Raw genomic sequence first — 14,300 nt, forward strand, 5'->3', positions numbered from 1 at the left:
AGCAGAGAGGCGACCCACGACACCGGCAAACCCATGGCCGGCAGCACGATCAGCGCCGCAAAGGTTGCGCCGCCGCCCACGCCTGCCACCCCTACCGAACTCAAGGTGACAATGGCCACCAACGAGGCGATCCACATCGGATCCAGCGGGTTGATGCCCACGGTTGGGGCGACCATCACTGCCAGCATGGCCGGGTACAAACCCGCACAGCCGTTTTGGCCAATAGTTGCACCAAACGATGCGGCAAAGCTGGCAATCGAAGCCGGAATACCCAAACGGCGAGTTTGCGCCTCAATGCTCAGCGGAATGCTGGCTGCACTCGAGCGACTGGTGAAGGCGAACGTCAGCACCGGCCAGACCTTGCGGAAGAAGCGCAGCGGGTTAACGCCCGATACCGACAAGATCAGCCCATGAACCATGAACATCAGCGCCAAGCCGATGTAAGACACCACCACAAAACTGCCCAGCTTGAGGATGTCTTGCGTGTTGGAGGTGGCCACCACTTTGGTCATCAACGCCAATACGCCATACGGGGTCAGTTTCATGACCAGACGCACCAGGCGCATCACCCACGCTTGCAGGGTGTCGATGGCGTTCAGCACCTTGCCGCCTTTTTCCGGTTCGTCCTTGAACAATTGCAGGGCGGCGACGCCAAGGAATGCGGCGAATATCACCACGCTGATGATTGACGTTGGCTTGGCCCGGGCTAAGTCAGCGAACGGGTTTTGCGGGATAAACGACAGCAGCAGTTGCGGCACATTGAGATCAGAAACCTTACCGGCGTAATCGTTTTGGATCACGTGCAGGCGGCTCATTTCAGCGGCACCCGCGACCAGACCGTCGGCGGTCAGGCCGAAAAGATTGGTCAGGCCGATCCCGACTAACGCGGCGATCATGGTGGTAAACAGCAGCGTGCCGATGGTCAGAAAACTGATTTTGCCGAGTGACGACGCATTATGCAGACGCGCGACAGCGCTCAGGATCGACGCAAATACCAACGGGATGACGATCATTTGCAGCAGTTGCACGTAGCCACTGCCGACCAGTTCGAACCAGCCGATGGAGGTTTTTAGGGTTTGGCTGTCCGTGCCGTATACCAGATGCAAGCCCAAGCCAAAGAGCACGCCGATAACCAGCGCCAGCAGGACTTTTTTCGCCAGGCTCCACGTGGTGTGGCGAGTCAGCGACAAGCCAAACAGCAACGCGAGAAACACCAGCAGATTGAGAATCAGCGGGACATTCATGAAGGCTCCAAGGGAGAGAGGGAACGACGTATCTGACGTCTTTAAGCGCTAAAAATTGCGAACCGAAAATGCTAACAGGTTGATATAGCTCGAAATATATCGTTCTGGAATGGATGCCTTCGTTTTTGGAATAAGCGCGTGACGTTATCAAGACGATTGAGGTCGCATCCACGCTAAAACTGTCACAGAGGTTTGCTAGCGTCTTGGCCTTTATTGAGGAGCATAGTCGATGAGTCTGACGGCGAAGTTGATGGCCGCAACCCTGTGTTTCGGTTTGGCGGGGCAGGTGTTAGCAACAGAGTTGGAACACTGGCCAGCCGATCAGGCCAAGCAATTGAACGCCATGATTACCGCCAACGCGAACAAGGGTAACTTCGCGGTGTTTGACATGGACAACACCAGTTATCGCAACGACCTTGAAGAAGCGTTGCTGCCGTATATGGAAAACCTAGGCCTAATCACCCGCGATAGCCTCGATCCTTCCCTCAAGCTCATTGCATTTAAAGACACGGCGGATCACCAAGAAAGCCTGTTCAGCTATTACTACCGCTTATGTGAAATCGACGACATGGTCTGCTACCCGTGGGTGGCGCAGGTGTTTTCGGGCTTCACCCTGCAACAGCTCAAAGGCTACGTGGATGAGTTGATGGCGTCTGGCCAGCCCGTACCTGTGACGTATTACGAAGGCGATACGCTTAAAACCGCAGAAATCCAGCCGCCCAAGGTGTTTACCGGTCAGGTTGAGTTGTTCAACAAGCTCATGGAAAACGGCATCGACGTGTACGTGATGACGGCCGCCTCGGAAGAGCTGGTGCGCATGGTCGCCTCCGATCCTCAGTACGGCTACAACGTCAAACCGCAGAATGTGATTGGGGTCAGCACACTGCTTAAAAACCGCGACACGGGCGAGTTGACCACGGCGCGTAAACAAATCAGCGAAGGCACCTACAACGAACAGGCCAACATGGGGCTGGAACTGACGCCTTACCTGTGGACGCCAGCCACGTGGATGGCAGGCAAACAGTCAGCGATCCTGACCTACATCGACCAGTGGAAAAAACCGGTGTTAGTGGGCGGCGATACTCCGTCGAGTGATGGCTACATGTTGTTCCACAGCGTCGACGTAGACAAAGGTGGGATCCACCTCTGGATCAACCGCAAAGACAAATACATGACCCAGCTGCAAGGCATGATCGCCAAAAACGCCGCCGCGCAGGCCAAAGCAGGCTTACCGGTGACAGCGGACAAAAACTGGGTGATCGTCAAACCTGACGAGATTCAATAAGCCATAACCCTTGTAGGAGCGAGCTTGCTCGGGATCTTTTGATCTTAAAAGCTCGCAGCCTGCGGCAGCTCCTACGGGGTGGAGGCCAAAAAATCCCGGCACGTGGCTCCATTGCGTAGGAGCTGCCGAGGTACGAAGGCTGCGATCTTTTGATCTTTAAAAGCTTGCAGCCTGCGGCAGCTCCTACGGAGTGGAGGCCAAAAAATCCCGGCACGTGGCCGGGATTTTTGTTCAGGGCGTCGGCTTTATGGCACCAACTTGTCCAACAGCGCTTTATCACGCACCGCACCTTTGTCAGCGCTGGTGGCCAGCAAGGCGTATGCCTTGAGGGCTGTGGTGACTTTGCGTGGACGCACTTCAACCGGCTTCCAGCCTTTTTTGTCCTGCTCAACACGGCGTGCTGCCAGTTCTTCGTCGCTGATCAAGAGGTTGATCGAACGGTTCGGAATGTCGATCAGTACTTTGTCGCCGTCTTGCACCAAGCCAATCGCTCCGCCCGCCGCCGCTTCTGGCGAGGCGTGGCCGATGGACAGGCCAGAGGTGCCGCCCGAGAAACGACCGTCGGTGAGCAAGGCGCACGCTTTGCCCAAGCCTTTGGACTTGAGGTACGAGGTCGGATAGAGCATTTCTTGCATGCCCGGGCCGCCTTTCGGACCTTCGTAACGAATGATCACGATGTCACCGGCCTGCACTTCGTCAGCCAGAATGCCGCGCACGGCGCTGTCTTGGCTTTCGAAGATTTTGGCGTTGCCTTCAAACACGTGAATCGACTCGTCGACACCGGCCGTTTTTACCACGCAACCATCCAGCGCGATGTTGCCGTACAGCACGGCCAAACCGCCTTCTTGCGAATAGGCGTGTTCCACGCTGCGGATACAGCCGTTTTCACGGTCGTCATCGAGGGTTTCCCAGCGAGTTGACTGGCTGAACGCGGTCTGCGTCGGGATGCCCGCCGGGCCTGCTTTGAAGAACGTGTGCACGGCTTCGTCGTCAGTTTGGGTGATGTCCCACTTGGCAATGCCCTCGGCCAAGGTCGCGCTGTGTACGGTTGGCAAGTCAGTGTGTAGCAAGCCGCCACGGGCCAGCGAACCCAGAATGGAGAAAATGCCGCCTGCGCGGTGTACGTCTTCCATGTGGTACTTCTGGATGTTCGGCGCCACTTTGCACAGTTGCGGTACATGGCGGGACAGACGGTCGATGTCTTTGAGGTCGAAGTCGATCTCAGCTTCTTGAGCCGCGGCCAGCAAGTGCAGGATGGTATTGGTCGAACCGCCCATGGCGATGTCGAGCGTCATGGCGTTTTCGAACGCCTTGAAGTTAGCGATGTTACGCGGCAATACCGATTCGTCGTTCTCGACGTAGTACTGGCGGCACAGGTCGACGATGGTGCGGCCTGCTTGCAAGAACAACTGCTCGCGGTCGCTGTGGGTCGCTAAGGTAGAACCGTTGCCGGGCAAGGCCAAGCCCAGAGCTTCGGTCAGGCAGTTCATCGAGTTGGCGGTGAACATGCCGGAGCACGAACCGCAGGTTGGGCAGGCGCTGCGTTCGTACTCGGCCACTTTCTCGTCAGAAGCGGTGGAGTCGGCAGCAATGACCATGGCGTCTACCAGGTCGAGGCCGTGGCTGGCGAGCTTGGTTTTGCCCGCTTCCATTGGCCCGCCCGAAACGAAAATCACCGGGATATTGAGGCGCAACGACGCCATCAGCATGCCTGGGGTGATTTTGTCACAGTTGGAAATGCACACGATGGCGTCGGCGCAGTGTGCGTTGACCATGTATTCGACGGAGTCAGCGATGATCTCGCGGCTCGGCAGCGAATACAGCATGCCGTCGTGGCCCATGGCGATGCCATCATCGACAGCAATGGTGTTGAACTCTTTGGCAACGCCGCCAGCGCGTTCGATCTCGCGCGCCACCAGTTGACCCATGTCCTTGAGGTGGACGTGGCCAGGTACGAACTGGGTAAAGGAGTTGGCAATGGCGATGATCGGTTTTTTGAAGTCGGCGTCTTTCATCCCCGTGGCGCGCCACAAGGCGCGGGCACCGGCCATATTGCGGCCGTGGGTGGAGGTCTTGGAACGATAGTCAGGCATGGAGCAACTCCGGGCGGCTAATCAGGTAACAAACAGGGAAGTGAGCTTCTAAGCCGCGGGCAGCACAGAAAATGACTACGTGCCAGCAAGCTGCCGTTAACGCTACGGGATCGCCGCGCGTGAAGGCATGAGCTCATAAACCCGCCGGGGATGATTGGCGATGAATGCGTCGATTCTACACGGCTGGCGGCGGGAAGGAACGGGGCTGGCGACCAATGAGGGCGTTGAGCGCAAGTGCCGCAAGGCTTAGCGCGTTAAAGCTGACGGCCAGCGTCAGTTGCAGGTCTGTGCGACTGAGGTTGGTCAGTGCGCTGATGACGCCACTGCTGCTGAGGCGGAGTTTGAAGAGCGGTAGACATGTTGAGGTCAACAAGAACCACCGGTTTTACAACGAGCGCCCGTGTAAGTAGATGCTTGTTTTTCTATAAGAAAATCCATTAATCGCTCTTGCGACTCTCTAGACCGGATGTTTCGGCATATTTGGCGAACGTGGGCGTTATCTGCGCTCAAGCGCTAGAGTGAAGTATGTATTTCAGTAAGGAGCCCAAATGTTAAGCCTTAACCGTTCCGTTTATGCATGCTTGGCCATTGGCTTGGTGCAAGGGCTTTTACTGTGGCTGGCACAGAATGTAGCCTCATCGAGCCTGGAATATGCCTTGGTGACCCTCTCGCTGGTCGGCGGTATCAATCTGATATTGCTGGGGAGCAGTGCCTTCCAGCGTGGCACTGTCTGGCTTGTGATTTTGTTTACATCGGTGATGACGGCGATCAGCGCTTGGGTATTTCAGAGCGGCGGTGATTTTTGGCTCTATGGTCATTGGCTGGAAGGCAGTTGGGTGTTTTTCTCAGTCGTCATCACGTACATCGTGACAGCGTTTATCCTCAGTTGGCCTAGCCGCGAAGGGCGTTTCACGCGTTACGAAGACTTATTCCGCCATGCCTGGGACACGGTTTTTATCGTACTGCTGGGCCTGCTGCTGAACGGGGTATTTTGGGCGTTGCTGTTGTTATGGGGCGGCTTGTTCAAAATGCTTGGGATCGAGGCGCTGAACAAGCTGTTCTTTACTGAAGGTTTTGCGTTTGTCAGCTCAATGATGGTGTTTGCTCTGGGCTTGCACATGGGGCGCGAGAACGACCGGGTGATCGGCTTGCTGCGCGGGATTCTGCTCACGCTGTGCCGCTTTCTGCTGCCCTTCAGCTCGATGATCGTGATTGTCTTTATCTGCGCCTTACCCTTTACCGGCTTGGAGCCGATCTGGGACACCGGCTATTCCACACCAATTATGTTGTGGCTGGTGGCCGTCAATCTGTTCTTTCTCAACGGCGTTTATCAGGACGGGCATCAGTCGAGTGGCTATCCGGTATGGCTCGTGCGCATGGTGGGTGCGTGTCTGTTGTGCTTGCCGGTGTTGGTGCTGCTGGCGGGGTACTCGACTTGGCTACGGATTGAGCAATACGGCCTGACGCCAAGCCGTCTGCTGGCGATGATCTTGGTGCTGGTGGTGTTTGCCCACAGCGTGGCGGCAGTGTGGGCGGTGGTGGTGCCGCAACGTCAATGGCTATGGAGTTTACGCGTCAGCAATCCGGTTATCGCGCTGGGGTGTGTGGTGGTGTTATTGGCCATCCACACGCCTTGGTTCAACCCCCTTCATTACAGCACCAAGAATCAAGTTGAGCGTGTGCTGAGCGGTAAAACGCCTGTTGCGGACTTTGACGCAAACACCTTGCTTAATTACTTGGGACCACCGGGTAAACAGGCGTATGACGCATTGTTGGCGCAGGTTAAGCACGGTGAGGTGCTGAGCGAGCCTGAACGGCAGGTTTTGTTGACGCGGCTCAAAGAGGCCAAACCGGGTCAGAACATGAGCGCGAAACACGACAGGGTGCTGGAGTGGATCGGGCCTGCCGTGGACGGCAGTGAGCAGTTCGACGCACTGGGTATGGCTGGCCATGTATGCCGGTTTCCGGGGTGCGCGATGTGGGCAGTCGATCTGGATCAGGATGGGCAACATGAAGTGCTGCAACTGCCGAAGCAGAAGTGGTCTGGCCCGTTGTACTTTTTTAAGCGCGACGTTCAGGGGAAATGGCAGCGTGCGGGCATGTTTGAATTCGACGGCAACCCGCAAGAGCTGATTGATCAGATTCGGGAAGGGAACGCGAAGGTAGTAAAACCGCGTTATCAATCGTTGCAGATGGGCGAGGTCGAGCTGAGCCCACAACCTGATCGCTCACCAACGCCTTAAAAACTCGATAGCCGCAGCGTGAGGCTGCGGCTATCGGTTGGGCGCGATGTTTACTTAGCTGTTAGGCAGCAAACGGCAGGTGATGCTCTTGATGTAACGGGTTTCTACGATCGCCGGGTGCACCGGATGATCCGGGCCTTGGCCGCCACGTTCTAGCATTTGGATGTTGCGATCCAAATGACGAGCGCTGGTCAGCAGGATGTTTTGCAGGTCGTCTTCCGGCAAGTGCATCGAGCATGAAGCGCTGACCAGAATCCCGTCTTTAGTGAGCAAACGCATGGCTTGCTCGTTCAGGCGGCGGTAAGCCGCCTCGCCGTTTTTCAGGTCTTTTTTGCGTTTGATGAAGGCCGGAGGGTCGGCCACGATCACGTCGAAACGCTCTTCGTTGGCTTTCAGCTCTTTCAGCGCGTCGAATACATCGCCTTCCATGCAGGTGACTTTCTCGGCAAAGCCGTTCAGCGCGGCATTGCGTTCAACCCCGTCCAGCGCGAACGATGAGGCGTCCACACAGGTCACTTCGCTGGCGCCGAATGCAGCGGCTTGCACACCCCAGCCGCCGATGTAGCTGAACAGATCGAGCACTTTTTTGCCTTGGACGTACGGGGCCAAGCGGGCGCGGTTCATGCGGTGGTCGTAGAACCAGCCGGTTTTCTGGCCCGCCATGACGGGTGCTTCAAACTTCACGCCGTTCTCTTCCAGTGCAACCCACTCCGGCACCACGCCGAAGACGGTTTCGACGTAACGCTCAAGACCTTCAGCATCACGGGCGGCGGAGTCGTTCTTGAACAAGATGCCGCGTGGTTTAAGGACTTGTACCAGAGCCGCAATCACGTCGTCTTTGTGCAGTTCCATGGTTGCAGACGCCAGCTGCACCACCAAAATGTCGCCGAAACGATCAACCACCAAGCCTGGCAACATATCGGAATCGCCGTACACCAAACGGTAGTAGGGCTTGTCGAACAGACGGTCGCGCAAGGACAGGGCCATGTTCAGGCGGTGTACCAACAGCGACTTGTCCAAAGGCAACTTGATATCACGCGACAGCAGGCGAGCGCAGATCAGGTTGTTTGGGCTCATGGCCACGATGCCCAGGGGTTTACCGCTTGCCGTTTCGAGCAGCGCTTGGTCACCGGCCTTGAAGCCGTTAAGAGGGCTGATAGCTACATCAATTTCGTTGCTGTAGACCCACAAGTGGCCGGCGCGCAGGCGTCGATCGGCATTGGCTTTAAGGCGCAGGCTTGGCAGGGACATGAAGTCGCTCCGGGTATTGAAAAGGGCGCGATTATAGCCTTAGACGCTGCCTGCAAGCTTGGCTGATTCGCGGCAATGCGACGGATCGCGTGCCCATCGGCGCAGAAAATTCCGCTAGAATCGCCGGCTATTCCAGAGTGTGTAGACATGCCCCCAGAGCTTTCAGCCGAACAGATCAGTCAGGTTTTGCAAGGCATCAGCGTGCCGCCTCAACCGCAAATCATGGTGGATTTGCAGATGGAGCAGTACATGCCGGAACCGGATCTTGAGGTGATCGCTCGTTTGATCTCCCAAGACCCAGGTTTGTCTGGCGCGCTGATAAAAATCGTTAACTCGCCGTATTACGGCTTGTCCAACAAAATAGCTTCAATTCGTCGTGCGGTGACGCTGCTCGGCAGCCGTACGGTGATCAACTTGATCAATGCTCAGTCGATCAAGGGGGAGATGAGTGACGACACCATCGTGACCCTCAACCGTTTTTGGGACACCGCCCAAGATGTGGCCATGACCAGCCTGACGCTGGCCAAGCGCACGGCGGTGGTCGCCGCGGACGAAGCCTATGCGTTGGGGTTGTTTCACGATTGCGGCGTTGCGCTGATGCTCAAACGCTTCCCCGACTACATGCGTGTGCTGGAGCAGGGCTACGCCAACGCAGGCTCGGGGCAGCGTGTGGTAGACACCGAAAATCGGCATTTCAACACCAACCATGCCGTGGTCGGTTACTACACCGCCAAATCCTGGCGCTTACCTGCGCACCTGACGGAGGCTATCGCCAATCATCACAATGCGCTGGCGATTTTCAAGGATGTGTCGTCACGCAATAGCCAGCTTAAAAACCAATTGGCGGTGCTTAAGATGGCTGAACATATTTGTGCGTCCTACAAAGTATTGGGTAATCAGCGTGAAGACCACGAATGGAATAGCATCAGCCACTGGGTGCTGGACTACATTGGGCTGTCTGATTATGACTTTGAGCAGTTGAAAGAAAGTATTCGCGAGTTGGGGGTTCATTAAATGCCTGAATTACCTGAGGTCGAAACAACCCGACGTGGTATTGCGCCGCACCTTGAGGGGCAGCGGGTCAGCCGGGTCATTGTGCGTGATCGTCGTTTGCGCTGGCCGATCCCTGAAGACCTTGATGTTCGGTTATCGGGTCAAAAGATCGTGCTGGTTGAGCGTCGCGCCAAGTATTTGCTGATTAATGCTGAAGTCGGAACGTTGATCAGCCACTTGGGCATGTCGGGTAATTTGCGCTTGGTTGAGGCCGGGTTGCCAGCGCTCAAGCATGAACACGTGGACATCGAGTTGGAATCAGGGCTGGCCCTGCGCTACACCGATCCGCGGCGCTTTGGCGCGATGCTGTGGAGCCTTGAGCCGCTCAAACACGAGCTGTTGCTGAAGCTGGGGCCGGAGCCATTGACCGATCTGTTTGATGGCGAGCGTCTGTTTCAATTGTCACGCAAGCGGGCGATGGCGGTTAAGCCGTTCATCATGGACAACGCGGTCGTGGTGGGTGTGGGTAATATTTACGCGACAGAAGCGTTGTTCGCAGCCGGGATTGATCCTCGTCGCGAAGCCAAGAGCATTTCGCGGGCGCGCTATTTGAAGTTGGCGATAGAGATCAAGCGGATCCTGTCAGCAGCGATAGAGCGGGGAGGCACCACGTTGCGCGACTTTATTGGCGGGGATGGTCAGCCTGGTTACTTCCAGCAAGAACTGTTTGTGTATGGCCGTGCTTACGAGGCGTGCAAGGTGTGTGGCACAGAGCTGCGCGAGGTCAAACTGGGCCAGCGCGCGAGCGTGTACTGCCCGCGTTGCCAGAAGTAGCACGAACCCTTGTAGGAGCTGCCGAAGGCTGCGATCTTTTGACGTTGAAAGATCAAAGGATCGCAGCCTTCGGCAGCTCCTACGCAGACAATCACCACACTCGGCAGATCAGGGGTTTCAGGCTTTACCGGTGATAAGCCGGTACTTTTCCATCAATTGCTCTTCGGTTTCCGGGCGGGCTTCATCCAGCGGGATGCAGTCTACCGGGCATACTTGCTGGCATTGTGGCTCGTCGTAGTGGCCCACGCATTGGGTGCACAGGTTAGGGTCGATCACGTAGATCTCTTCACCCTGGGAAATGGCTGCGTTCGGACACTCGGGTTCGCAGACGTCGCAGTTAATGCAATCGTCGGTGATGATCAGGGACATGGGTACTCCGGCCGGGGCTGTCTGCCCGGGCAACTGAAATCGAATGCGGCAATTGTGCCGCATTGGCGCCCGCAGTGCACGCGGGCGCCGCTTCAGCGGTTATTTCTTGCGAAACCGCTCGGTCAGGGCCTCGGCCACAGCCGGATGGACAAACTTGCTGATATCACCGCCTAAAGCAGCGATTTCACGGACCAAGGTCGACGAAATAAACGAGTAATGTTCTGACGGTGTCAGGAACAGGCTCTCAACCTCCGGCGCCAACTGACGATTCATGTTCGCCAGCTGGAACTCATATTCGAAGTCCGAGACAGCGCGCAGGCCACGCAGAAACACATTGGCGTTCTGTTCTTTGGCGAAGTGGGCAAGCAGCGTCGAGAAGCCGACTACCTCTACATTGGGCAGGTGCTTGACCACTTCTCGCGCCAACTCAACTCGCTGTTCAAGAGGGAATAGCGGGTTTTTTTTGGGGCTGGCTGCGACAGCAATGATCACGTGATCGAACAGCCGTGAAGCGCGCTCGACCAGATCGCCATGGCCCTTGGTAATAGGGTCGAATGTACCTGGGTACAACACTCGGTTCATCGCGTCATCCTGGCGGGAATCCGTTGGGGAGTCGGATGGTATCGCAGCATTCCCGGTCGGCCAAGTCGCCAATCGCAGAAGAAAGCACTATAGACGTGGCGAGTTAACTCCTATTTCACGGATTTTTAAGCCGTTCGCCCCGCTGTGTCACGATTTTCATCGTGAGTGCGCACACGACAACGCAGGCTAACGAATAAACAGTTTTTGAATCAGACGGACCAGTTTTCGACCATAGGGCGGGTAGATCGCTTGCGAACTGTTCCAACGCTGTTTAACCAATACGCCTTTGGCTTGGCTGAAGGTCATGAAGCCTTCGTGACCGTGGTAATGGCCCATGCCGGAATGCCCAACGCCGCCAAAAGGAAGGTCGTCGATGGCCACGTGCAGCAGCGTTTCGTTGATGCTGACGCCACCCGAGTGAGTGTTTTCAATCACGCGCTGCTGTTCGCTCTTGTTGTAACCGAAGTAGTAGAGCGCGAGCGGTCGGGGTCTTGAGTTGATGTAGGTCAGTGCTTCATCCAGTGTGTGATACGCCACGATGGGTAGCAACGGGCCGAAGATTTCGTCCTGCATCACCTGCATGTCGTCGTTCACTTCCAACAGCAGCGCGTGTGGCATGCGCCTGCCCTGACCTTGCGCATAGAGCGAGATCAGTCGGGCACCTTTTTCGGTGGCGTCTGATTGCAAGTGCTCAAGCCGCGCCAGTTGGCGCTCGCTGATGATAGCTGTGTAGTCAGGGTTATCGGTCAGTGTGGGATAAAAACCTTGAACGGCCTGGCGGTATGCCTCGACAAAGCCGTCGACCCTATCGTGCGGTACCAGCACATAGTCCGGGGCAATGCAGGTTTGCCCGGCGTTCAGGGTTTTACCCCAGGCGATGCGCTGGGCAGCGTCTTTGAGTGGAACTTCGGCCGATACGATAGCGGGTGATTTGCCGCCGAGTTCCAACGTTACGGGCGTTAGGTTTTCGGCTGCTGCCCGCATCACCTGTTTACCGACGTGGGTTGAACCGGTGAACAGCAGGTGGTCGAACGGGAGCCCGCAAAACGCTACGGCCACCTGTGCGTCGCCCAAGACCACGGTGACCATGTCTTCGGGGAAAATGCGCCCTAGCAGATCTTTCAGCAAGCGCCCGCTGGCCGGTGTGTATTCGCTCAGTTTAAGCATCACCCGGTTGCCTGCCGCCAAAGCGCCAATCAAGGGGCCCATTGCCAAATACAGGGGGTAATTCCACGGGACAACCACGCCGATGACGCCTAAGGGCTGGTACACGACCTTAGCGTTGGCAGGCTGAAACATCACGCCAACGTGGCGCGATGAGGGTTTCATCCAGCGTTTAAGGTGTTTGAGGGTGTAATCAATGCTATGCAAGCTGGGCATCAGCTCGGCAAATAAGGTTTCATCGGGGCTGCGGTGGCTAAAGTCTTGGCTGATGGCGTCGATTAAGACTTCGCGCTCCCGGCTTAGCATGTCGCGTAGACTGTTTAACCACTGGTGGCGTTGTGCTAGTAGTGGGAAGGGATGAGCTGAATAGGCCTCTCGCTGCTGAGCAAAAAGGCTGTTGAGATTGCTCTGCGAATGGGAGGAACTAAAAGGGTGGGTACTGTCGAAAGACATCGTTCGCTCTCTGCAGATGTTTAGAGTATTTGTGAAATCCAAAAATGTTATTAGAGCTTAGACTCTATATTGTCAACACGTAGGCTCACTGCATGGATTGCTCGAGGCCCTGTGGTCAGCTTTAAGATTCATTTCTACGCTCATCGAAGATCTGGCCATGATCACACGTCTTAAAACCCGACAACGCATCATTAATACCAGCCTGCAATTGTTTAACCAGTTGGGTGAACGCAGTGTCAGTACGAATCACATTGCGGCTCACTTGGAGATTTCGCCGGGTAATTTGTATTACCACTTCCCTAACAAGCAGGCGATCATTTCGGAGTTGTTTAACGAGTTTGAGGCGTTGATATTGGGTTTTTTGCGCCCGCCTGAAGGTCGTTTACCTGACGTCAACGATAAGCGTGACTATTTAAAACAACTGCTTAATGCCATCTGGCAGTACCGTTTTTTATACCGTGATATTGAGTACTTTCTGCACAGTGACGCAGATCTGGCTGTGCGCTATCGGTACTTCTCGATGCAATGCTTATTTCAGGGGCAAGCCGTTTTTGCGGGGTTTGTGCAGGCTGGCATTTTGGACATGACGCCCCAGCAAATCGAATCGCTGACAGTCAACGCTTGGATCATTCTGACGTCGTGGGTGAGCTTCTTGTGCGCGACCCGCGAACGCTCCGATCTCTTGTCTGAACAGGCGGTCAAGCGCGGGATCTATCAACTGCTGATGCTGGAATCAGGCTTCGTCACCGCGCCGTACCGTTGTGCGGTCGATGAATTGCTCAATGAGTATTACGTTCCATTGCAAAACACATTGGACGTACAGTAACGGCATTCCCACCCTCACAGGAGTTCGTTATGCCGATTGCGCAATTGATCAGCCCTCACGCCCTGAATGAACGTCAGGCGCGGCCTGGTCTGGTGATTCTGGATTGCCGTTTTGCCCTAGAAGACCCTGAATATGGTCGCAGCAGCTTTGCCGAAGGGCATATTGCCGGTGCGCAGTTTGCGGACCTTGAGCACGACCTCAGTGGCCCGGTCACTAAAGGCGTGACGGGCCGTCATCCGCTGCCAGATGCGCAAATATTGCTAAAGCAACTGAGGGCGTGGGGCATTAACCCAGACAGTGATGTGGTGCTGTATGACGATGGTCCGGGCGCGTTTGCTGCTCGGGCGTGGTGGTTATTGGCGTGGCTGGGTAAGCGCGACGGCGTGTTTATTCTCGATGGTGGGCTTAAAGCTTGGCACGCGGCGGGTTTTAAGCTGAGCACGGATCAATCCATGGCGTTGCCGGGAACCTTCACTGGCCAGCCTGATGGCCAGTTGCTAGTGAGCGCCGAGCAACTGCAAGCACGCTTGGGCCTGCCAGGTCTGACCTTGATTGATGCGCGCGCCAAACCGCGTTTTAGCGGTGACGTAGAACCTATCGACCCGATTGCCGGACACATCCCGGGCGCGCAATGTGCGGCCTTCAATGAAAACCTCGACAGCACTGGGCGCTTCTTGCCTGCTGAGCAGCTTAAACAGCGTTTTGCCGAGCAACTGGCCGGCCGCGCGCCTGAAGAGTTGGTGGCGTATTGCGGCTCGGGCGTGACCGCTTGCCATAACCTGTTTGCGCTAGGGTTGGCGGGCTATCCTTTGGGCAAATTGTATGCGGGGTCGTGGAGCGAATGGATCAACGACCCTGCGCGGGGCGTTGCCACAGGGGAGTGAGGCCGCGGCCCCCAACATAGCTCCGGACTTTAGGAGCTGCCGCACGCTGCGCTCTTTTAATCTTGTTTGGGCGGTTCGC

The 14,300-nt window shown here is 56.2% G+C and carries 13 protein-coding genes; 6 read left to right on the forward strand and 7 right to left on the reverse strand.

What is annotated here, in order from left to right; genetic code table 11:
• A partial coding sequence (locus tag AQS70_RS02370; protein ID WP_055101338.1) for an L-cystine transporter occupies positions 1-1,244 on the reverse strand: 1,244 nt, incomplete at its 3' end.
• Between the two features lie 229 nt (positions 1,245-1,473).
• On the opposite strand from AQS70_RS02370, the gene AQS70_RS02375 reads away from it, so the two are divergent.
• The gene (locus tag AQS70_RS02375; RefSeq protein WP_055101339.1) at positions 1,474-2,529 is read left to right on the forward strand and encodes an HAD family hydrolase; all 1,056 of its coding nucleotides are present in this window, start codon (positions 1,474-1,476) and stop codon (positions 2,527-2,529) included.
• Positions 2,530-2,774: 245 nt separating this feature from the next.
• On the opposite strand, the gene ilvD is transcribed toward AQS70_RS02375, so the two are convergent.
• Together ilvD and AQS70_RS02385 are read right to left on the reverse strand one after the other, a co-directional pair.
• Positions 2,775-4,622, reverse strand: a complete 1,848-nt coding sequence (ilvD, locus tag AQS70_RS02380) for a dihydroxy-acid dehydratase (RefSeq protein WP_055101340.1) — start codon at positions 4,620-4,622, stop codon at positions 2,775-2,777.
• 175 nt (positions 4,623-4,797) lie between these two features.
• Positions 4,798-4,992, reverse strand: coding sequence for a hypothetical protein (locus AQS70_RS02385; protein WP_055101341.1), 195 nt, complete (start codon positions 4,990-4,992; stop codon positions 4,798-4,800).
• A gap of 178 nt (positions 4,993-5,170) precedes the next feature.
• Between AQS70_RS02385 and AQS70_RS02390 the strand changes: the two genes are divergently transcribed.
• Positions 5,171-6,865 carry a DUF4153 domain-containing protein gene (locus AQS70_RS02390; protein WP_055101342.1) on the forward strand — a complete coding sequence of 565 codons (1,695 nt, stop codon included), beginning with the start codon at positions 5,171-5,173 and terminating at the stop codon, positions 6,863-6,865.
• A 54-nt stretch (positions 6,866-6,919) separates the two neighbouring features.
• Here the strand turns inward: AQS70_RS02390 and AQS70_RS02395 are convergent, their stop codons facing one another.
• Positions 6,920-8,116, reverse strand: a complete 1,197-nt coding sequence (locus tag AQS70_RS02395) for a class I SAM-dependent rRNA methyltransferase (RefSeq protein WP_055101343.1) — start codon at positions 8,114-8,116, stop codon at positions 6,920-6,922.
• 201 nt (positions 8,117-8,317) lie between these two features.
• On the opposite strand from AQS70_RS02395, the gene AQS70_RS02400 reads away from it, so the two are divergent.
• Complete coding sequence (locus AQS70_RS02400) at positions 8,318-9,130, forward strand: HDOD domain-containing protein (protein WP_187331767.1); 813 nt, start codon at positions 8,318-8,320, stop codon at positions 9,128-9,130.
• A complete protein-coding gene (mutM, locus tag AQS70_RS02405; protein ID WP_055101345.1) occupies positions 9,131-9,943 on the forward strand; it encodes a bifunctional DNA-formamidopyrimidine glycosylase/DNA-(apurinic or apyrimidinic site) lyase in 813 nt (270 codons plus the stop codon).
• A gap of 117 nt (positions 9,944-10,060) precedes the next feature.
• On the opposite strand, the gene AQS70_RS02410 is transcribed toward mutM, so the two are convergent.
• From AQS70_RS02410 to AQS70_RS02420, 3 genes are all read right to left on the reverse strand, one after another.
• Positions 10,061-10,312 (reverse strand): YfhL family 4Fe-4S dicluster ferredoxin, encoded by a 252-nt coding sequence (locus AQS70_RS02410; RefSeq protein ID WP_029300613.1) that lies wholly within the window; start codon positions 10,310-10,312, stop codon positions 10,061-10,063.
• Positions 10,313-10,411: 99 nt separating this feature from the next.
• Entirely contained in the window at positions 10,412-10,894 is a 483-nt protein-coding gene (gene coaD / locus AQS70_RS02415; RefSeq protein ID WP_055101346.1) for a pantetheine-phosphate adenylyltransferase, read from the reverse strand.
• A gap of 186 nt (positions 10,895-11,080) precedes the next feature.
• Positions 11,081-12,511 (reverse strand): coniferyl aldehyde dehydrogenase, encoded by a 1,431-nt coding sequence (locus AQS70_RS02420; protein WP_055101347.1) that lies wholly within the window; start codon positions 12,509-12,511, stop codon positions 11,081-11,083.
• Positions 12,512-12,668: 157 nt separating this feature from the next.
• On the opposite strand from AQS70_RS02420, the gene AQS70_RS02425 reads away from it, so the two are divergent.
• Positions 12,669-13,337: a TetR/AcrR family transcriptional regulator gene (locus AQS70_RS02425; RefSeq protein WP_055101348.1), complete on the forward strand. Its 669-nt coding sequence runs from the start codon at positions 12,669-12,671 to the stop codon at positions 13,335-13,337.
• 29 nt (positions 13,338-13,366) lie between these two features.
• On the forward strand, positions 13,367-14,221 hold the full coding sequence (locus tag AQS70_RS02430) for a sulfurtransferase (protein ID WP_055101349.1): 855 nt from the start codon (positions 13,367-13,369) through the stop codon (positions 14,219-14,221).
• Positions 14,222-14,300: the final 79 nt, after the last annotated feature.

This window comes from Pseudomonas endophytica, from assembly GCF_001411475.1.
Taxonomy (GTDB): domain Bacteria; phylum Pseudomonadota; class Gammaproteobacteria; order Pseudomonadales; family Pseudomonadaceae; genus Aquipseudomonas; species Aquipseudomonas endophytica.

What these genes read in the sequence shown, in the direction of transcription:
- coaD (WP_055101346.1), bottom strand. Translation starts at nt 10,894, where the DNA reads ATGAACCGAGTGTTGTACCCAGGTACATTCGACCCTATTACCAAGGGC.
- AQS70_RS02390 (WP_055101342.1), top strand. Translation starts at nt 5,171, where the DNA reads ATGTTAAGCCTTAACCGTTCCGTTTATGCATGCTTGGCCATTGGCTTG.
- AQS70_RS02375 (WP_055101339.1), top strand. Translation starts at nt 1,474, where the DNA reads ATGAGTCTGACGGCGAAGTTGATGGCCGCAACCCTGTGTTTCGGTTTG.
- mutM (WP_055101345.1), top strand. Translation starts at nt 9,131, where the DNA reads ATGCCTGAATTACCTGAGGTCGAAACAACCCGACGTGGTATTGCGCCG.
- AQS70_RS02430 (WP_055101349.1), top strand. Translation starts at nt 13,367, where the DNA reads ATGCCGATTGCGCAATTGATCAGCCCTCACGCCCTGAATGAACGTCAG.
- ilvD (WP_055101340.1), bottom strand. Translation starts at nt 4,622, where the DNA reads ATGCCTGACTATCGTTCCAAGACCTCCACCCACGGCCGCAATATGGCC.
- AQS70_RS02395 (WP_055101343.1), bottom strand. Translation starts at nt 8,116, where the DNA reads ATGTCCCTGCCAAGCCTGCGCCTTAAAGCCAATGCCGATCGACGCCTG.
- AQS70_RS02410 (WP_029300613.1), bottom strand. Translation starts at nt 10,312, where the DNA reads ATGTCCCTGATCATCACCGACGATTGCATTAACTGCGACGTCTGCGAA.
- AQS70_RS02420 (WP_055101347.1), bottom strand. Translation starts at nt 12,511, where the DNA reads ATGTCTTTCGACAGTACCCACCCTTTTAGTTCCTCCCATTCGCAGAGC.
- AQS70_RS02425 (WP_055101348.1), top strand. Translation starts at nt 12,669, where the DNA reads ATGATCACACGTCTTAAAACCCGACAACGCATCATTAATACCAGCCTG.